Source organism: Chromobacterium alkanivorans, from assembly GCF_016937655.1.
GTDB classification, from domain to species: Bacteria; Pseudomonadota; Gammaproteobacteria; order Burkholderiales; family Chromobacteriaceae; genus Chromobacterium; species Chromobacterium alkanivorans.
This window is the reverse complement of sequence record NZ_JAFHKL010000014.1, coordinates 42,825-56,375: the sequence shown is the minus strand read 5'-3', so window position 1 is coordinate 56,375 and position 13,551 is coordinate 42,825. Positions and strand designations below refer to the sequence as shown.

Here is a 13,551-nt window from a genome sequence, read left to right as displayed (position 1 = left end):
GATGGAAACGGACAGGCGGCCGTTCCAGCCGGCCGCCTGCGCCTTATCTTAAGAACCTGTTCAATGTCTGCTGCGCTTCGTGAAGCCTTGCACGGGGAGTACCAGCTCAAAATGCTCATGTACCACGAGTACATTCCGCTTTCTCAGCTGTTTTCGCCTTGTCTCGCTCTTGCTCGCGAGATTTTGAACAGACTCTAAGAATCAAACTGTCAGGACGGATCCTTGTCGTTCTCGCCGTCCTGCTTGTACGCCGGAAAGCCGAAGCCGCCGAACAGCTGCTTGGTCTGTTCCTGCATCCGGTTCTGCATGTCCAGGAACATGCTGGTGCTCTGTTCCATGTAGTTGGCCATCATGTTCTGCACCGCCGGCCCCTGAAACTTCATGAACTCGCCCCACAGATTGGCGTTCAACATGGTGTTGTCGCCGTAGATCGCGCGGGTTTGTTCCTGCATTTTCTGCTGCAGCTGGGCGAACAGTTGCAGATTGTTCTCTAGGAAGGGTCCCATCATGCCCTGCATGGCCTGGCCGTAGGAGCGGATGAACTGAGTCAGCACTTCGTAGCTGAACATCGGCATGCCGCCGTTCTCCTCCTCCAGGATGATCTGCAACAGCACACTGCGGGTGATGTCCTCTTGGCTCTTGGCGTCGACGACTTGAATGTCCACATTATCTAGCACCAATTGCTTCACATCCCCCAAGGTGATGTAGGAACTGGTGGCGGTATCGTACAGCCGGCGGTTCGGGTACTTTTTGATGACCCGCTTTTCAACACTCATGTAACGCTCCCGGTTTATTTTGTTACGGTGTGCCGTGTGCCGGCAATTTATCATAAATACAACACGCTAGAGTAAATCTTCAGTCAGCGCTCCCAATTTTGCTGCAATGCATGATACATTTAGTCGTCATTGTGCAGTGCAAAATTTTTGATTCAGACTATCTCCTTTAAGGTCTCACCCCACAGCGGAGGAATACATTATGTCCATCAGCAATGAGCAACTGAACAAGCTGTCCCTCAACGGTCTGGAAACCATTTTCCGCTTTTCGCAAATCACTCTGGATAGCGCCGAGCGCCTGGTCAAGCTGAACCTGGAAATCTCCAAGCAGTCGCTGGAAGAAAACGTCAAAATCGCCAAGCAGCTGAGCGGCGTGACCGACCCGCAAGAAGCGGTCAGCCACCTGAACAAGCTGGCGACCCAGAACATCGACACCGCTCTGGCCAACTCCCGCAATCTGTACGACATCGTTTCCTCCGCTCAAAGCGAACTGACCAAGCTGGCCGAAGAAAACCTGGGCAGCTTCAACAAGTCGCTGATCGGCGCGATCGAGTCCGCGGCCAAGAACGCCCCGGCCGGCTCCGACGCCGCGCTGAACGCGGTCAAGAGCTCGGTGGCCGCCGCCGCCGCCGCGGTCAACACCTTCAGCAAAGCCGCCCAGCAAGTGGTGGAATTCACCGACAGCAGCGTCAAGGCCGCCACCAGCGCCACCGCCGACGCCGTGAAGACCGCCAGCAAGCGCGCGCCCACTGCTTAAGAACAGTTTCAGGCTAAAGCACAACCCCGTCCAGCCGGCGGGGTTTTTCTTTGCCTTGCGCCGGAGGATGGCATGTCGGCGGCGACAGGTTTACAATCTCCGCCTTAAGCACGTTTCAGGAAACCAATAGGTTCAGCGCATGAAAATCAGCAGCAATTTTGACGCCGGCAGCATCGAGATCGTCTCCGCCGACAACTACGAAGACATCCAACTGCGCATCCGCCGCGACAATGCGGCCGAATTCGCCCAGTGGTTTTACTTCCGCGTGCAAGGCGCCGCTTATCAGCACTGCACCTTCAATTTCCTGAACGCCAGCGAAAGCGCGTACCCGGACGGCTGGATCGACTATCAGGCGGTGGCCTCCTACGACCGCATCAACTGGTTCCGCGTGCCCACCCATTATGAAAACGGCGTGATGACGATAGATCACGTGCCGCTGTCCGGCAGCATCTACTACGCCTATTTCGAACCCTACTCCTACGATCAGCACCTGAATCTGATCGGCCAGGCGCAAGGCTCCGGCCTGTGCCAGGTCAGCGATCTGGGCTTTACCGTGCAGCAGCGCGACATCAATCTGCTGACCATAGGCCACGAGGTGGAATCGGACCTGAAGATCTGGATCATCGCCCGTCAGCATCCGGGCGAAACCATGGCGGAATGGTTCATCGAGGGCCTGCTCAACCGCCTGCTGGACCCGCAGGACCCCACCAGCCGCGCGCTGCTGGACCGCGCCACTTTCTACGTAGTGCCTAACATGAACCCGGACGGCTCGGTGCTGGGCAATCTGCGCACCAACGCCGCCGGCGCCAACCTCAACCGCGAATGGGCCGATCCCAGCGCGGAGACCAGCCCGGAAGTGCTGGCGGTGCGCAACAAGATGCAGGAAACCGGCGTGGACCTGTTCCTGGACATCCACGGCGACGAGAACATCCCCTATGTGTTCCTGGCCGGCACCGAGGGCGTGCCGTCGTGGAACGAACGCCTGGAATCGCTGGCCGACCAGTTCCGCCACCACCTGCTGCTGGCCAGCCCGGACTACCAGACCGAGCACGGCTATCCGCGCAACGCGCCGGGCAAGGCCAATATGACCATCGCCACCAACTGGGTGTGCGAAAACTTCGGCTGTCTCGCCTTCACGCTGGAAATGCCGTTCAAGGACAACGCCAATCTGCCGGACGACGACTTCGGCTGGAGCGGCCAGCGCAGCCTGCGCCTGGGCGAGGCGGCCTTGTCGCCCATCTATGCGATAGCGCAAAACCTGCGCGCCTGAGCACCAAATCAGGCTGAAACCAAAAAAGCCACGGAGATCCGTGGCTTTTTTCATTTCCATTGCCGCTTAAACGTGATCCAGCAATTGCAGCGGATGATCGATGGCGATGTCGGCGCCCCACTCCGCCGGCCGGTCGCTGTCGGCGATATAGCCCCAATTGGCCAACACCGTTTTCATGCCCACGCTGCGGCCGGCGGCGATGTCGCGCTCGGCGTCGCCCACATACAGGCAATGCTCGGGGGCGATGCCGATCCGCTCGGCGGCGTAGCGCATCGGCCGCGGGTCAGGCTTGGGCACGCCCACGGTGTCGCCGCTGACCGTCACCGCCGGCGCAGCGATGAAGGGCAGCGACGGCACCAGCCTGTCGGTGAAGCGCATCGGCTTGTTGGTGATGATGCCCCAGGTCAGCCCCTTGTCCATCAAGCCCTGGATCAGGCCGTTGACGCCGTCGAACAACACGGTCTCGTCGGCGAAGCTGTGCTCGTAGTGGTCCAGGAAGCGCAAGCGATACTCCTCGAAACGCGGATGCTCGCGGTCGATGCCGAAGCCCAGGCTGACCAGCCCGCGCGCGCCGTGGCTGGCGATGGGCCTCACCGCCGCGTACGGCTGCGGCGGCAGGCCTTCCTCGGCCAGCAGACGGTTGAGCGCGGCGCCCAGATCGCGCGCGGTGTCGGCCAGAGTGCCGTCCAGATCGAATAGAACTGCCTTGATCATGATTCGCTTCAATGAGGGAGCGCGGCGTCAGGCTGCCGACCACGAGCAGCCCGCCGGCCCGGTTCAACGTATGGTCTTGCCCAGGAACAGCTTGTAGGCCGGATTCTGGGTCTCCTCGACACAGGGGTAGCCCAGATTGTCGAGGAAGCGCTGGAACTCGGCGTCGTCGCTGGCCGGCACCTGTATGCCCACCAGCACGCGACCGTAATCGGCGCCGTGGTTGCGATAATGGAACAGGCTGATGTTCCAGTCCACGCTCATCGCCTCCAGGAAGCGCATCAGCGCGCCGGGGCGGTCCGGAAACTCGAAGCGCAACACCCGCTCGTCCTTCAGTTGCGGCGCGTGGCCGCCCACCAGGTGACGGATGTGCAGCTTGGCCAGTTCGTTGTCGGTCAGATCGATGCTGTCCAGCTCATGGGCGTTCAGACTGGCGAGTATGCCCTCCAGGTCCTGCTTGCCGCTGATCTGCACGCCGACGAAGACATGGGCGGTGCCCGGATCGGCGAAGCGGTAATTGAACTCGGTGATGTTGCGGCCGCCGATCACGGTACAGAAGCGCTTGAAGCTGCCCGGCTTTTCCGGAATGGTCACCGCGATGATGGCCTCGCGCCGCTCGCCCAGCTCGGAACGCTCGGACACATGGCGCAGGCGGTCGAAATTCATATTGGCGCCGCAGGAAATCGCCACCAGGGTCTGATTCTCGCAGCCCTCGCGCTCCACATAGGCCTTGGCGCCGGCCACCGCCAGAGCGCCCGCCGGCTCCACGATGGAGCGGGTGTCTTCGAAAATATCCTTGATCGCCGCGCAGATGGCGTCGGTGTCCACCAGGATGATCTCGTCCAGCAGTTCCCGGCAGATGCGGAAGGTCTCCTCGCCCACCAGCTTCACCGCCACCCCGTCGGCGAACAGGCCCACGTCCTTCAATTCCACGCGCTCGCCCTTGGCGATGGATTGGCGCATCGCGTCGGAGTCCACCGGCTGCACCCCTATCACCTTGATCTCCGGCTTCAGCCGCTTGATGAAGCTGGCGATGCCGGCGGCCAGGCCGCCGCCGCCGATGGCGACGAAGATCGCGTTCAAGCCGTCCGGATGCTGGCGCAGAATCTCCATGCCTATGGTGCCCTGGCCGGCGATCACGTCCGGATCGTCGAACGGCGGGATGTAAGTCAGGCCGCTTTGCGCCGCCAACTCGCTAGCGTGCAGAAAAGCTTCATTGAAGGAGTCGCCGTGCAACACCACCTGGCCGCCGTATTGCTTGACCGCGTCGATCTTGATCTGCGGCGTGGTCACCGGCATCACGATGGTGGCCGCGCAGCCCAGCCGGCTGGCGGACAGCGCCACGCCCTGCGCGTGGTTGCCGGCGCTGGCGGTGATCACGCCGCGCTCGCGCTGCTCCGCGCTGAGCTTGGCCATCTTGTTGTAGGCGCCGCGCAGCTTGAAGGAGAACACCGGCTGCAGATCCTCGCGCTTGAGCAGAATCGTGTTGCGATAGCGGCGCGACAGATTGGGCGCCAGCTCCAGCGGCGTTTCGATGGCGACGTCGTAAACCCGCGACGTCAGGATGCGTTCCAGATAGTCTTGCTTCTCTTGCATGGCAAAGCCTTTGTCCCGATCATTATTTTCCTTGAACTGCCAGAGTAGCAGGAACTCCAACCATACGGGAAGCCTTGATAATATTGGATTGTTGCATTGCGGTATCGCTATGGCTCCGCCCGCCCCGCCCGCAGAAAATCGCCACTTCGCGGCAACCGGACGGCAATCCGCGTGTATAATCAACGGCTACTATTTGGACCTCAACCCCCAGCGTTGCCCATAGGAACGATGAAAACATTCACCAGCATTCTCACGGCAGCGGCGATCGCGCTGCCGTCCGTCTCTTTCGCCTCCGCCGCCTTCCTGCCGCCCGCGCCCGAGATCGCCGGCAAGGCCTATTACCTGACCGACTTCAACAGCGGGCAAGTGCTGGCCGAGCGCGACCCGGACTCCCGCGTGGAGCCGGCCTCGCTGACCAAGCTGATGACCGCCTACCTGACCTTCAAGGCGCTGAAGGAAAAGCGGCTGACCCTGGAGCAGACGCTGACGGTGTCGCAAAAGGGCTGGAAGACCGAAGGCTCACGCATGTTCCTGGACCCCAAGGTGCCGGCCAAGGTCGACGACCTGATCAAGGGCATGATCGTGCAGTCCGGCAACGACGCCTGCGTGACGTTGGCCGAAGCCATCGCCGGCAGCGAGGAAGTGTTCGCCCAGGTGATGACCCAGCAGGCGCAGAAACTGGGCATGAAGAACACCCAGTTCCGCAACGCCACCGGCCTGCCCAATCCGGAGCACTACACCACCGTGCATGATCTGGGCATCCTGGCCGGCGCGCTGATCCGCGACTTCCCGGAGTTCTACCCGATCTACTCGATCAAGTCCTTCACCTACAACAACATCAAGCAGCCCAACCGCAACCTGCTGCTCTACCGCGACCCCAACGTCGACGGCATGAAGACCGGCTACACCGACAGCGCCGGCTACAATATGATCACCACCAGCCATCGCGACGGTCGTCGCGTGATTTCGGTGGTGGTGGGCACCGCCAGCCCGGAAGCGCGCGCGGTGGAAAGCTCCAAGCTGCTCAACTACGGCTTGCAGTTTTACGATACGCCCAAACTGTATAGCGGAGCCAAGCCGGTGTCCGAGCTGCCGATCTACAAGGGCGCGGCCAAAACCGTGGCCGTCGGCTTCGCCGGCGACGTCTACGCCACCGTGGCCAAGGGCCAGGCCGCCAAGCTCAAGGCCGATCTGACCACGATGCAGCCGCTGATCGCCCCGGTCAAAGCCGGCCAGGTGGTGGGCAAGCTGGTGGTGTCGCTGGACGGCAAGCCGCTGTTCGAGCGCCCAGTGGTGGCCTTGAAGGCCGTGGAAGAAGGCGGCTTCTTCAGCCGGCTGTGGGACAGCATCAAGCTGATGCTGGGCTGGAAATAAACGGCGTCCGCCGTTGATCGCGGCGCCGGGCATCGCCCGGACGCCGCGACTGTATTATGATGTGACGTTTTAGTAATAAAGACGACCGTAAAATGTATTGGCGCGGATGGCCCGGTTTGCAGTACAACTGGCCGCTGCGCCTTTGCCCGTTTCGGGCGCGGCGTCTTTGCGGATTTGATTGAATATGTCTGAAAAACAGGAACTCATGGAATTCCCCTGTCGCTTTCCCATCAAGGTGATGGGCGAGCGTCATGAGGATTTCGTCCTCACCATCACCGAGGTCGTGCGCGTCAACGCGCCGGACCTGGCCGACCACGACGTAACGCTGCGCGAAAGCTCCAACGGCCGCTTCTACGCGCTGACCGTCACCGTCACCGCCACTTCGCGTCAACAGCTGGACAACATCTATCTGTCGCTGACCGGCCATCCGATGGTCAAAATGGTGCTCTAAGCGCCAGGAGATTGCCGTGCCGCGCATCGTCAAACATCTGGGCCGGGTGGATTACGAACCCACCTGGCGCGCCATGCAGGCGTTCACCGACGCCCGCAACGCCGACACCCCCGATGAACTGTGGGTGGTCGAACACCCGCCCGTCTACACCCAGGGCCTGGCCGGCAAGCCGGAGCACCTGCTGCACGCCACCGCCATCCCGGTGGTGAAAACCGACCGCGGCGGCCAGATCACCTATCACGGCCCCGGCCAGTTGGTGGTTTACCTGCTGGTGGACTTCAAGCGCATGGGCATAGGCGTGCGCGAGCTGGTGCGCCGCATCGAACAGGCGGTGATAGACGCGCTGGCGGAACTGGGCATCCACGGCAACGGCGATGTGGACGCTCCCGGCGTATACGTCGCCGGCGCCAAGATCGCCTCGCTGGGCCTGCGCATCAAGAACCACGCGGTCTACCATGGCCTCAGCTTCAATGTGGACATGGACCTGGCACCGTTCGATTCCATCAATCCTTGCGGTTACGCCAACCTCAAGGTGACCGATCTGAAACAACTGGGAGTGGAGCTGAGCCTTGCCGCCGCCGCCGATACGCTGCTGCCGCATCTGGAGCGCCTCCTGAACAGCACCGAGGAACTGACATGAAGCCGGAAAACCAGGCTGGGGTCAAACACAAGGGCGCGGCCAAAACCGCCCGCATCCCCATCAAGATCGTCCCGCTGGACGAAAAGCTGAAAAAACCGGAATGGATCCGCGCCAAGCTGCCCAACGGCCAGCGCTTCCACGAGATCAAGCAGATCCTGCGCGAGCAAAAGCTGCACACCGTCTGTGAGGAAGCCACCTGCCCGAACATCGGCGAATGTTTCAGCAAGGGCACCGCCACCTTCATGATCATGGGCGACATCTGCACCCGTCGCTGCCCGTTCTGCGACGTGGGCCACGGCCGCCCCAACCCGCTGGACCCGGACGAGCCGCGCCACCTGGCGGAGAGCGTCGCCGCGATGAAACTGAAATACGTGGTGGTCACCTCGGTGGACCGCGACGACTTGCGCGACGGCGGCGCCCAACACTTCGCCGACTGCATCAACTCGGTGCGCGAAATGTCGCCCAACACCCAGATCGAGACCCTGGTGCCGGACTTCCGCGGCCGCCTGGACGTGGCCGTCGACATCCTGAGCCAGACGCCGCCGGATGTGATGAACCACAATCTGGAAACCGTGCCGCGGCTGTACAAGCAGGCGCGCCCGGGCTCGGATTACGCGCACTCGCTGCAATTGCTGAAGGATTACAAGGCCAAGAACCCCGAGGTTCGCACCAAGTCCGGCCTGATGGTGGGCCTGGGCGAAACCGACGAGGAAATCCTGGAAGTGATGCGCGACCTGCGCGCCCACAATGTGGACATGCTGACCATAGGCCAGTACCTGCAGCCGTCCGACGGCCACTTGCCGGTGCTGCGCTACGTGCACCCGGACGTGTTCAAGATGTTCGAGAAAAAAGCCTATGAAATGGGCTTCGTCCACGCCGCCGTGGGCGCGATGGTGCGCTCCAGCTACCACGCCGACGTGCAGGCGCACGAGGCCGGCGTGTAAACGGCCAAGCCGCCCAGACGCAAGGGAGCCCCAGGGCTCCCTTTTTCATTGCCCTGTCTTTGGTACAGGCTCGCAACGACGACGGAGCGTCTATACTACGACATGCGCCCGCCATAGCGTCCGCGCAAGTTTCATCCCGCAAACCGCGCGGTCGCGCCAGCGCCCGCCTGCCGATGGAGCCGCGCCATGTCCGTCAGTCCCGCCTTTCGCCTGCTGCCCTTGCTGCCGCTGTTGCTGGCCGCCTGCGCCAACAACGCCCCGGACAAACCGTTCGCCGATTTCGACGACGCCGCCCGCAGCGTCACGCAAAGCTCCGCCGGCACCTTGGCGCGCATCCAGCAGAACACCCGCCTCAACGCGGTGCTCACCGCGCCCAACGCCCCCTTGCGCGCGGACACCTTCAGGCCTCAAGCCGGCAACGGCGCCAGCTACGATCTCGGCCCCGCGCTGGGACAGCTGCAAGCCACGCTGGACGCGCTGGAAAAATACGCCCGGGCCCTGCGCAGCCTGGCCGGCGACCGCGAGGCCGAAGCCCGGGTCGACGCCGCCGCCCAGGACTTGTCCGACAGCGTCCAGGACCTGAAACTGCGCGGCGGCGACGAAACCGCCGCCAAGATTCTGGCCACCGCTGCCGACGCGCTGGGCCGCCAACTCACGACGGCGCAACGCAAGAACGCGCTGCGCAACACCATGGCCACCGCCCAGCCCGGGCTGGAATTGCTGGCCGCCAGCAGCCACCGCGCCTTGAGCGCGCTGCCCGGCTACCTGAGCGTGCTCAGGGACAGCCTGCTGCGCCACGCCAACTTCAGCCGGCCGCGCTACGGCAGCTGGGAGCGCTATCAGTTCGACCTCGCCATCGCCGACCGGCTGCGCGAATTCGAACAGATCGAAGCCGCGCTGCAGGCCAGCGACAAAGCGATTCAGGCCTTCCCCGACACCAACCGCCAGTTGCTGCAAAGCCTGGACGCGCCTCAATCCAAACTGCAAGCGCTGCGCGACTTCGCCGCCGAAGCCAGGCGGCTGCGCAATTTTTATCGCGATCTGCCCGCCCAATAAAGGAGGCAGCATATGGACAGCCACCGAGTGACCGAGCTTGCCAGCGGCCTGGCATCCCGCATCAACAATCTGGCGGTCGCCAGCCTGGGCGCGGACAGCCGAGCCCTGCTGGCGCAGCAGGATGAATTGGCCAATCAGACCCTGGCGCTGATCGCGCGGGACTTGAACGCCGACACCGAAGACTTTCAACACGCCGTCGCCGCGCTGCAGGCGGCGACGGATGCTGCCGAACACGCCGGACGGCAGCTGCAACGCGTGGGCGACGCCATCAAGCTGACCGCCAAGGCGATCAGCGCGGTGGCCAAGCTGCTGGCCTGAACGGCCGCGCCGGACGCGGCTGCAAACGGAAGCAAGCCGGCGCGTCTGCGCCCAGACCGCCCGCGCCCACGCTCTTGCAACCGTCCGCGCCGGCTAACGCGCCGGCGCGGGCAAGACGCACAACATCTCGAACAATAGATTGGCGCCCAGCAAGGCGGTGTTGCCGCTGCCGTCATACGGCGGCGACACCTCGACCAGATCGCCGCCGACCAGGTCCAGCCCCCGGCAGCCGCGCACGATTTCCAGCGCCTGCATCGAACTCAGGCCGCCCACTTCCGGCGTGCCGGTGCCGGGCGCGAACGCCGGATCGATGCCGTCGATATCGAAGCTCAGATACGCCGGCGCCGCCCCCATCTGCGCGCGCACCTCGGCCATCAACGGCGCCAGCGAGCGATGCCAGCACTGCTCCGCCGTCACCACCCTGAAACCGCGCTGCCGCGACCAGTCGAAGTCCGCCGCCGAATAGCCGCTGCCGCGCAGGCCGATCTGAACCACCCTCCCCTCGGCCAGCAAACCCTCCTCCCAGGCGCGGCGAAAGGTGGTGCCGTGCGCGATCCTCTCGCCGAACATCTCGTCGTTGACGTCGGCGTGGGCGTCCACGTGCACCAAGCCCAACGGACCGTGCTTGCGCGCCAGCGCGCGCAGCGCCGGCAAGGTGACGGTGTGGTCGCCGCCTATGCCCAGCAGACGCACCGGGTGCAGCAAGGCCTGCTCGTAGGCGGCCTCGATCCGCGCCACGCTGTCCGTCAGGCTATAGGGATTGGTGGCGACATCGCCGAGGTCCGCCACTTGCAGCCGTTCGAACGGCGCCGCGCCGCTGCCCAGATTGTATGGACGCAGCAACGCCGATTGGCTGCGGATTTCACGCGGCCCGAAGCGGGCGCCGCTGCGGTTGGAAGTGCCGATATCCAGCGGCAGGCCGATGAAGGCGGCGTCCAGACCGGCGGCGCTGTCGCGCAGCGGCAAGCGCATCATGCTGGCGACGCCGCCGAAACGCGGCATCGCGTTGCCGCTCAGCGGCTGGTTGAGCAAAGTGGCGGACATAGGGCCTCCTGCATCCTTTAGATGCCTGTTTACGATCTCGCGAGCCAAGGCGAGACAAGGCGAAAACGGCTGAGAAAGCGGAATGGACTCGTAGTACATGAGCGTTTCTAAGCTGTACCCGCCGCGCCACGTGTCACGACGCGCAGCAGATCGTAAGCAGGTTTTTAGTTGATCGGGTCGAAGCAGTCTATGCGGCCGCCGCCCCGGCTAACATCATCAAGCGCCACGGTTTACATGAATGAAAATGAATGTATTAATCAGCCTGTTTCCACGCATAGCGCCTACCGGCGCGGAGGCCCATGATCAATACCTTGAGCGATATGGATTTGCGGCTGATCCGAGTGTTCCAAGCCGTGGTCGAAGCCGGCGGCGTCTCCGCCGCGCAAGGCGCGCTGAACACCAGCCAATCCACCATCAGCAATCAGCTGGCGGCGCTGGAAACCCGGCTCGGCTATCGACTGTGCGAGCGCGGCCGCGGCGGATTCGCGCTGACGGCCAAGGGCGAACGTCTGCTGGCCGCCAGCCGGCAACTGCTGGAGTCGATTGAAATGTTCTGCCAGGAAGCCCGACAGCTGGACCGGCAATTGGTCGGGCAATTGCGCATCGGCGTGATCGGCCATACCGCGCTGGGCGCCAACGCGCGGCTGTCGACGGCGATCCGGCGCTTTCGCGCGCGGCCGCAAGCGGTGGAATTGATTCTGTCCATGCTGCCGCCGGGCGGCCTGGAGGAGGCCTTGCTGTCGGGCGGCATTCATCTGGGCATAGGCTATTGCTGGCAGCGCGCGCCGCAGCTGGATTACCAGCCGCTATTCGTCGAACGGCAACTGGCCTACTGCGGCCAAGACCATGCGCTGTTCCCCCAGGCCGGAGCGCTCGGCCCCGCCGAGCTGGCCGCCCACGACTGGGCCTGGCGCAGCTATCCGCTGCCGGATACCGGGCTGCCGGCGGCGGATTGGCGCATCAGCGCCCGCGCCGACAATATGGAGGCGATCGCCGCCCTGATTCTGTCCGGCCGACATCTGGGCTTTTTGCCGGAACACTATGCCGCGCCGCTGGCGGAGCGTGACTTGTTGCGAGCGCTGGATCCGCGGCGCTGGCGTTATCTGGCCGAGTTCCATCTGCTCACCCGCAAGCGCGCTCGGCCCAACCCTACGCTGCAGGCTTTCGCCTCCGACCTCGTCGCCGCCTACGCCTAGCCATGCCGCGCGCCGGACATGAAAAATGCCGCCCCTGTTGCCAGGGGCGGCATCCAAAACTGTTCGCAGCTTTACGTCTAGCCCGTAACGCTTAGAACTTGTGTACGACGTTCAGACCGAAGGCCTTGATCTTGTCGGTGGACTGACCATTGCTCTTCAGGTAAGCGCTGTCAGCCTTGATTTCGCCGTACTGAGCGCCAACGGTGGTGCGCTTGGACAGGCTGTAGTCAACGCCCAGCAGGAACTGCTTGTAGCCGCTGTCGTCTTTCTTCACGCCGTCAATCTTCATGTCGCGAGCTTGGGCGTAGGTGAACTTAGGCATGAAGGCGCCGATCTGGTAGCCGGCGGTCAGCGCGTACTCTTGCGATTCGTACTTGCGGCCATCAGTACCCAGGGCAGCATCAGCCAGGAAGTACTGCGGGGTCACGGTGGCGTCGCCCTTGTCATTGCGATAGCCCAGCGCCACGAAGATGTTGTTGGCGTTATAGCCGGCTTCGATGCGGTGCTTGTTGTTGGCCTTGCTGCTCAGGTTCAGGCCGGCAACGATCGGGCTTTCGTGGATGTACTGGTACTTGCCGAAGAAGCCGCTGTTCTCGTAGGACAGGCCCAGGTTGTAGGTTTCGCGATCGGTGTTTTGAGCAACGTTCGGGTTGGTGGGATCAACGATGAAACCACGCTTGTCTTCCTTGGTGCCGTACAGGAAGGCGGCTTGGAAGCCAGCGAATTCCGGGGTGTCGAAACGCACGGCGTTCTTAACATAGCCGTCGCCGCGGGTGAAGGCGTTCAGTTGCAGCGCGTTGCTGCTGCTTTCCCACGGGTTAACCTGAGCCATGTCGGACTCGCCGTAGTTGGCCAGGTGACCCAGGCGGAAGGTACCGAAGTTGGAGGACAGACCAACGAAGGATTCGCGGCTAGCGAAAGTACCGCTGCTTTCGCCGGTGCGGCTCTGGCCGTCGATGCCGAAGCCGGTTTCAACTTGCCAGATGGCCTTCAGACCGTTGCCCAGATCTTCATTGCCTTTGAAACCAATACGGGAACCCAGGTCGTCGATATTGGTTTGCTTGGTGCCCTTGCTGCTGTCGACGTATTCAACGCCGCCCTTGATGGTACCGAACACGGTTACGTCGGCGAAAGCGGCTGCCGGCAGGGTGGCAACCATCAAAGCGATCAGACTTTTTTTCATGATGTGGCTATCCTTCTTGTTTACTTAGGAAGTGAGCGAATACTAGTTGTTGTGTTTCACATTTGCAACTAGCCATGCAAACTTGTGGTCATTAAACAACAGTAGTGTCAAAAAAACAACATCAGACTTCAGGCAATCAGACTGAAACGCTCAAGCTAAGTTTCACTCTCAACTTGTTAAAATTCATTAACCACAAGCATTTGAGCAAAAAAATGCCCGCACGCGGCGGGCAGAAGAT

At 62.6% G+C, this 13,551-nt stretch carries 14 protein-coding genes; 9 read left to right on the top strand and 5 right to left on the bottom strand.

Translation table 11 applies throughout. The features are described from left to right. Window positions 1–209: 209 nt before the first annotated feature. Complete coding sequence (gene phaR / locus JW897_RS20575; RefSeq protein ID WP_048415441.1) at window positions 210–776, bottom strand: polyhydroxyalkanoate synthesis repressor PhaR; 567 nt, start codon at window positions 774–776, stop codon at window positions 210–212. A 199-nt stretch (window positions 777–975) separates the two neighbouring features. Between phaR and JW897_RS20570 the strand changes: the two genes are divergently transcribed. Both JW897_RS20570 and JW897_RS20565 read left to right on the top strand, forming a co-directional pair. Further along, window positions 976–1,530, top strand: coding sequence for a phasin family protein (locus JW897_RS20570; protein ID WP_019101299.1), 555 nt, complete (start codon window positions 976–978; stop codon window positions 1,528–1,530). A 139-nt stretch (window positions 1,531–1,669) separates the two neighbouring features. Beyond that, window positions 1,670–2,800 carry a M14 family metallopeptidase gene (locus JW897_RS20565; protein WP_205467454.1) on the top strand — a complete coding sequence of 377 codons (1,131 nt, stop codon included), beginning with the start codon at window positions 1,670–1,672 and terminating at the stop codon, window positions 2,798–2,800. Between the two features lie 66 nt (window positions 2,801–2,866). On the opposite strand, the gene JW897_RS20560 is transcribed toward JW897_RS20565, so the two are convergent. Together JW897_RS20560 and ilvA are read right to left on the bottom strand one after the other, a co-directional pair. Then, complete coding sequence (locus JW897_RS20560) at window positions 2,867–3,514, bottom strand: HAD family hydrolase (RefSeq protein ID WP_205467453.1); 648 nt, start codon at window positions 3,512–3,514, stop codon at window positions 2,867–2,869. A gap of 63 nt (window positions 3,515–3,577) precedes the next feature. Continuing rightward, window positions 3,578–5,107: a threonine ammonia-lyase, biosynthetic gene (ilvA, locus tag JW897_RS20555; protein WP_048415458.1), complete on the bottom strand. Its 1,530-nt coding sequence runs from the start codon at window positions 5,105–5,107 to the stop codon at window positions 3,578–3,580. A gap of 228 nt (window positions 5,108–5,335) precedes the next feature. Here ilvA and JW897_RS20550 point away from each other — a divergent pair, with 228 nt between their 5' ends. From JW897_RS20550 to JW897_RS20525, 6 genes are all read left to right on the top strand, one after another. Beyond that, complete coding sequence (locus tag JW897_RS20550; protein WP_048415438.1) at window positions 5,336–6,481, top strand: D-alanyl-D-alanine carboxypeptidase family protein; 1,146 nt, start codon at window positions 5,336–5,338, stop codon at window positions 6,479–6,481. A gap of 184 nt (window positions 6,482–6,665) precedes the next feature. After that, the gene (locus JW897_RS20545; protein WP_019101294.1) at window positions 6,666–6,932 is read left to right on the top strand and encodes an HP0495 family protein; all 267 of its coding nucleotides are present in this window, start codon (window positions 6,666–6,668) and stop codon (window positions 6,930–6,932) included. Window positions 6,933–6,948: 16 nt separating this feature from the next. Further along, window positions 6,949–7,572, top strand: a complete 624-nt coding sequence (gene lipB / locus JW897_RS20540) for a lipoyl(octanoyl) transferase LipB (RefSeq protein ID WP_019101293.1) — start codon at window positions 6,949–6,951, stop codon at window positions 7,570–7,572. Beyond that, entirely contained in the window at window positions 7,569–8,516 is a 948-nt protein-coding gene (lipA, locus tag JW897_RS20535) for a lipoyl synthase (protein WP_019101292.1), read from the top strand. Before lipB ends, lipA begins: the two co-directional genes overlap by 4 nt. A gap of 186 nt (window positions 8,517–8,702) precedes the next feature. Then, on the top strand, window positions 8,703–9,572 hold the full coding sequence (locus JW897_RS20530) for a hypothetical protein (RefSeq protein ID WP_205467452.1): 870 nt from the start codon (window positions 8,703–8,705) through the stop codon (window positions 9,570–9,572). A 12-nt stretch (window positions 9,573–9,584) separates the two neighbouring features. Next, window positions 9,585–9,890 carry a hypothetical protein gene (locus tag JW897_RS20525; RefSeq protein WP_048415436.1) on the top strand — a complete coding sequence of 102 codons (306 nt, stop codon included), beginning with the start codon at window positions 9,585–9,587 and terminating at the stop codon, window positions 9,888–9,890. Window positions 9,891–9,983: 93 nt separating this feature from the next. Here JW897_RS20525 and speB read toward each other — a convergent pair whose 3' ends face one another. Further along, window positions 9,984–10,934: an agmatinase gene (gene speB, locus JW897_RS20520; protein ID WP_205467451.1), complete on the bottom strand. Its 951-nt coding sequence runs from the start codon at window positions 10,932–10,934 to the stop codon at window positions 9,984–9,986. A 299-nt stretch (window positions 10,935–11,233) separates the two neighbouring features. Between speB and JW897_RS20515 the strand changes: the two genes are divergently transcribed. After that, complete coding sequence (locus JW897_RS20515) at window positions 11,234–12,130, top strand: LysR family transcriptional regulator (protein ID WP_205467450.1); 897 nt, start codon at window positions 11,234–11,236, stop codon at window positions 12,128–12,130. A 91-nt stretch (window positions 12,131–12,221) separates the two neighbouring features. Here JW897_RS20515 and JW897_RS20510 read toward each other — a convergent pair whose 3' ends face one another. Then, window positions 12,222–13,313, bottom strand: a complete 1,092-nt coding sequence (locus JW897_RS20510) for a porin (RefSeq protein ID WP_205467449.1) — start codon at window positions 13,311–13,313, stop codon at window positions 12,222–12,224. Between the last annotated feature and the right edge of the window lie 238 nt (window positions 13,314–13,551).

Coding starts and splice junctions, on each gene's coding strand:
- phaR (WP_048415441.1), bottom strand. CDS start 776: ATGAGTGTTGAAAAGCGGGTCATCAAAAAGTACCCGAACCGCCGGCTG.
- JW897_RS20570 (WP_019101299.1), top strand. CDS start 976: ATGTCCATCAGCAATGAGCAACTGAACAAGCTGTCCCTCAACGGTCTG.
- JW897_RS20565 (WP_205467454.1), top strand. CDS start 1,670: ATGAAAATCAGCAGCAATTTTGACGCCGGCAGCATCGAGATCGTCTCC.
- JW897_RS20560 (WP_205467453.1), bottom strand. CDS start 3,514: ATGATCAAGGCAGTTCTATTCGATCTGGACGGCACTCTGGCCGACACC.
- ilvA (WP_048415458.1), bottom strand. CDS start 5,107: ATGCAAGAGAAGCAAGACTATCTGGAACGCATCCTGACGTCGCGGGTT.
- JW897_RS20550 (WP_048415438.1), top strand. CDS start 5,336: ATGAAAACATTCACCAGCATTCTCACGGCAGCGGCGATCGCGCTGCCG.
- JW897_RS20545 (WP_019101294.1), top strand. CDS start 6,666: ATGTCTGAAAAACAGGAACTCATGGAATTCCCCTGTCGCTTTCCCATC.
- lipA (WP_019101292.1), top strand. CDS start 7,569: ATGAAGCCGGAAAACCAGGCTGGGGTCAAACACAAGGGCGCGGCCAAA.
- JW897_RS20530 (WP_205467452.1), top strand. CDS start 8,703: ATGTCCGTCAGTCCCGCCTTTCGCCTGCTGCCCTTGCTGCCGCTGTTG.
- JW897_RS20525 (WP_048415436.1), top strand. CDS start 9,585: ATGGACAGCCACCGAGTGACCGAGCTTGCCAGCGGCCTGGCATCCCGC.
- speB (WP_205467451.1), bottom strand. CDS start 10,934: ATGTCCGCCACTTTGCTCAACCAGCCGCTGAGCGGCAACGCGATGCCG.
- JW897_RS20515 (WP_205467450.1), top strand. CDS start 11,234: ATGATCAATACCTTGAGCGATATGGATTTGCGGCTGATCCGAGTGTTC.
- JW897_RS20510 (WP_205467449.1), bottom strand. CDS start 13,313: ATGAAAAAAAGTCTGATCGCTTTGATGGTTGCCACCCTGCCGGCAGCC.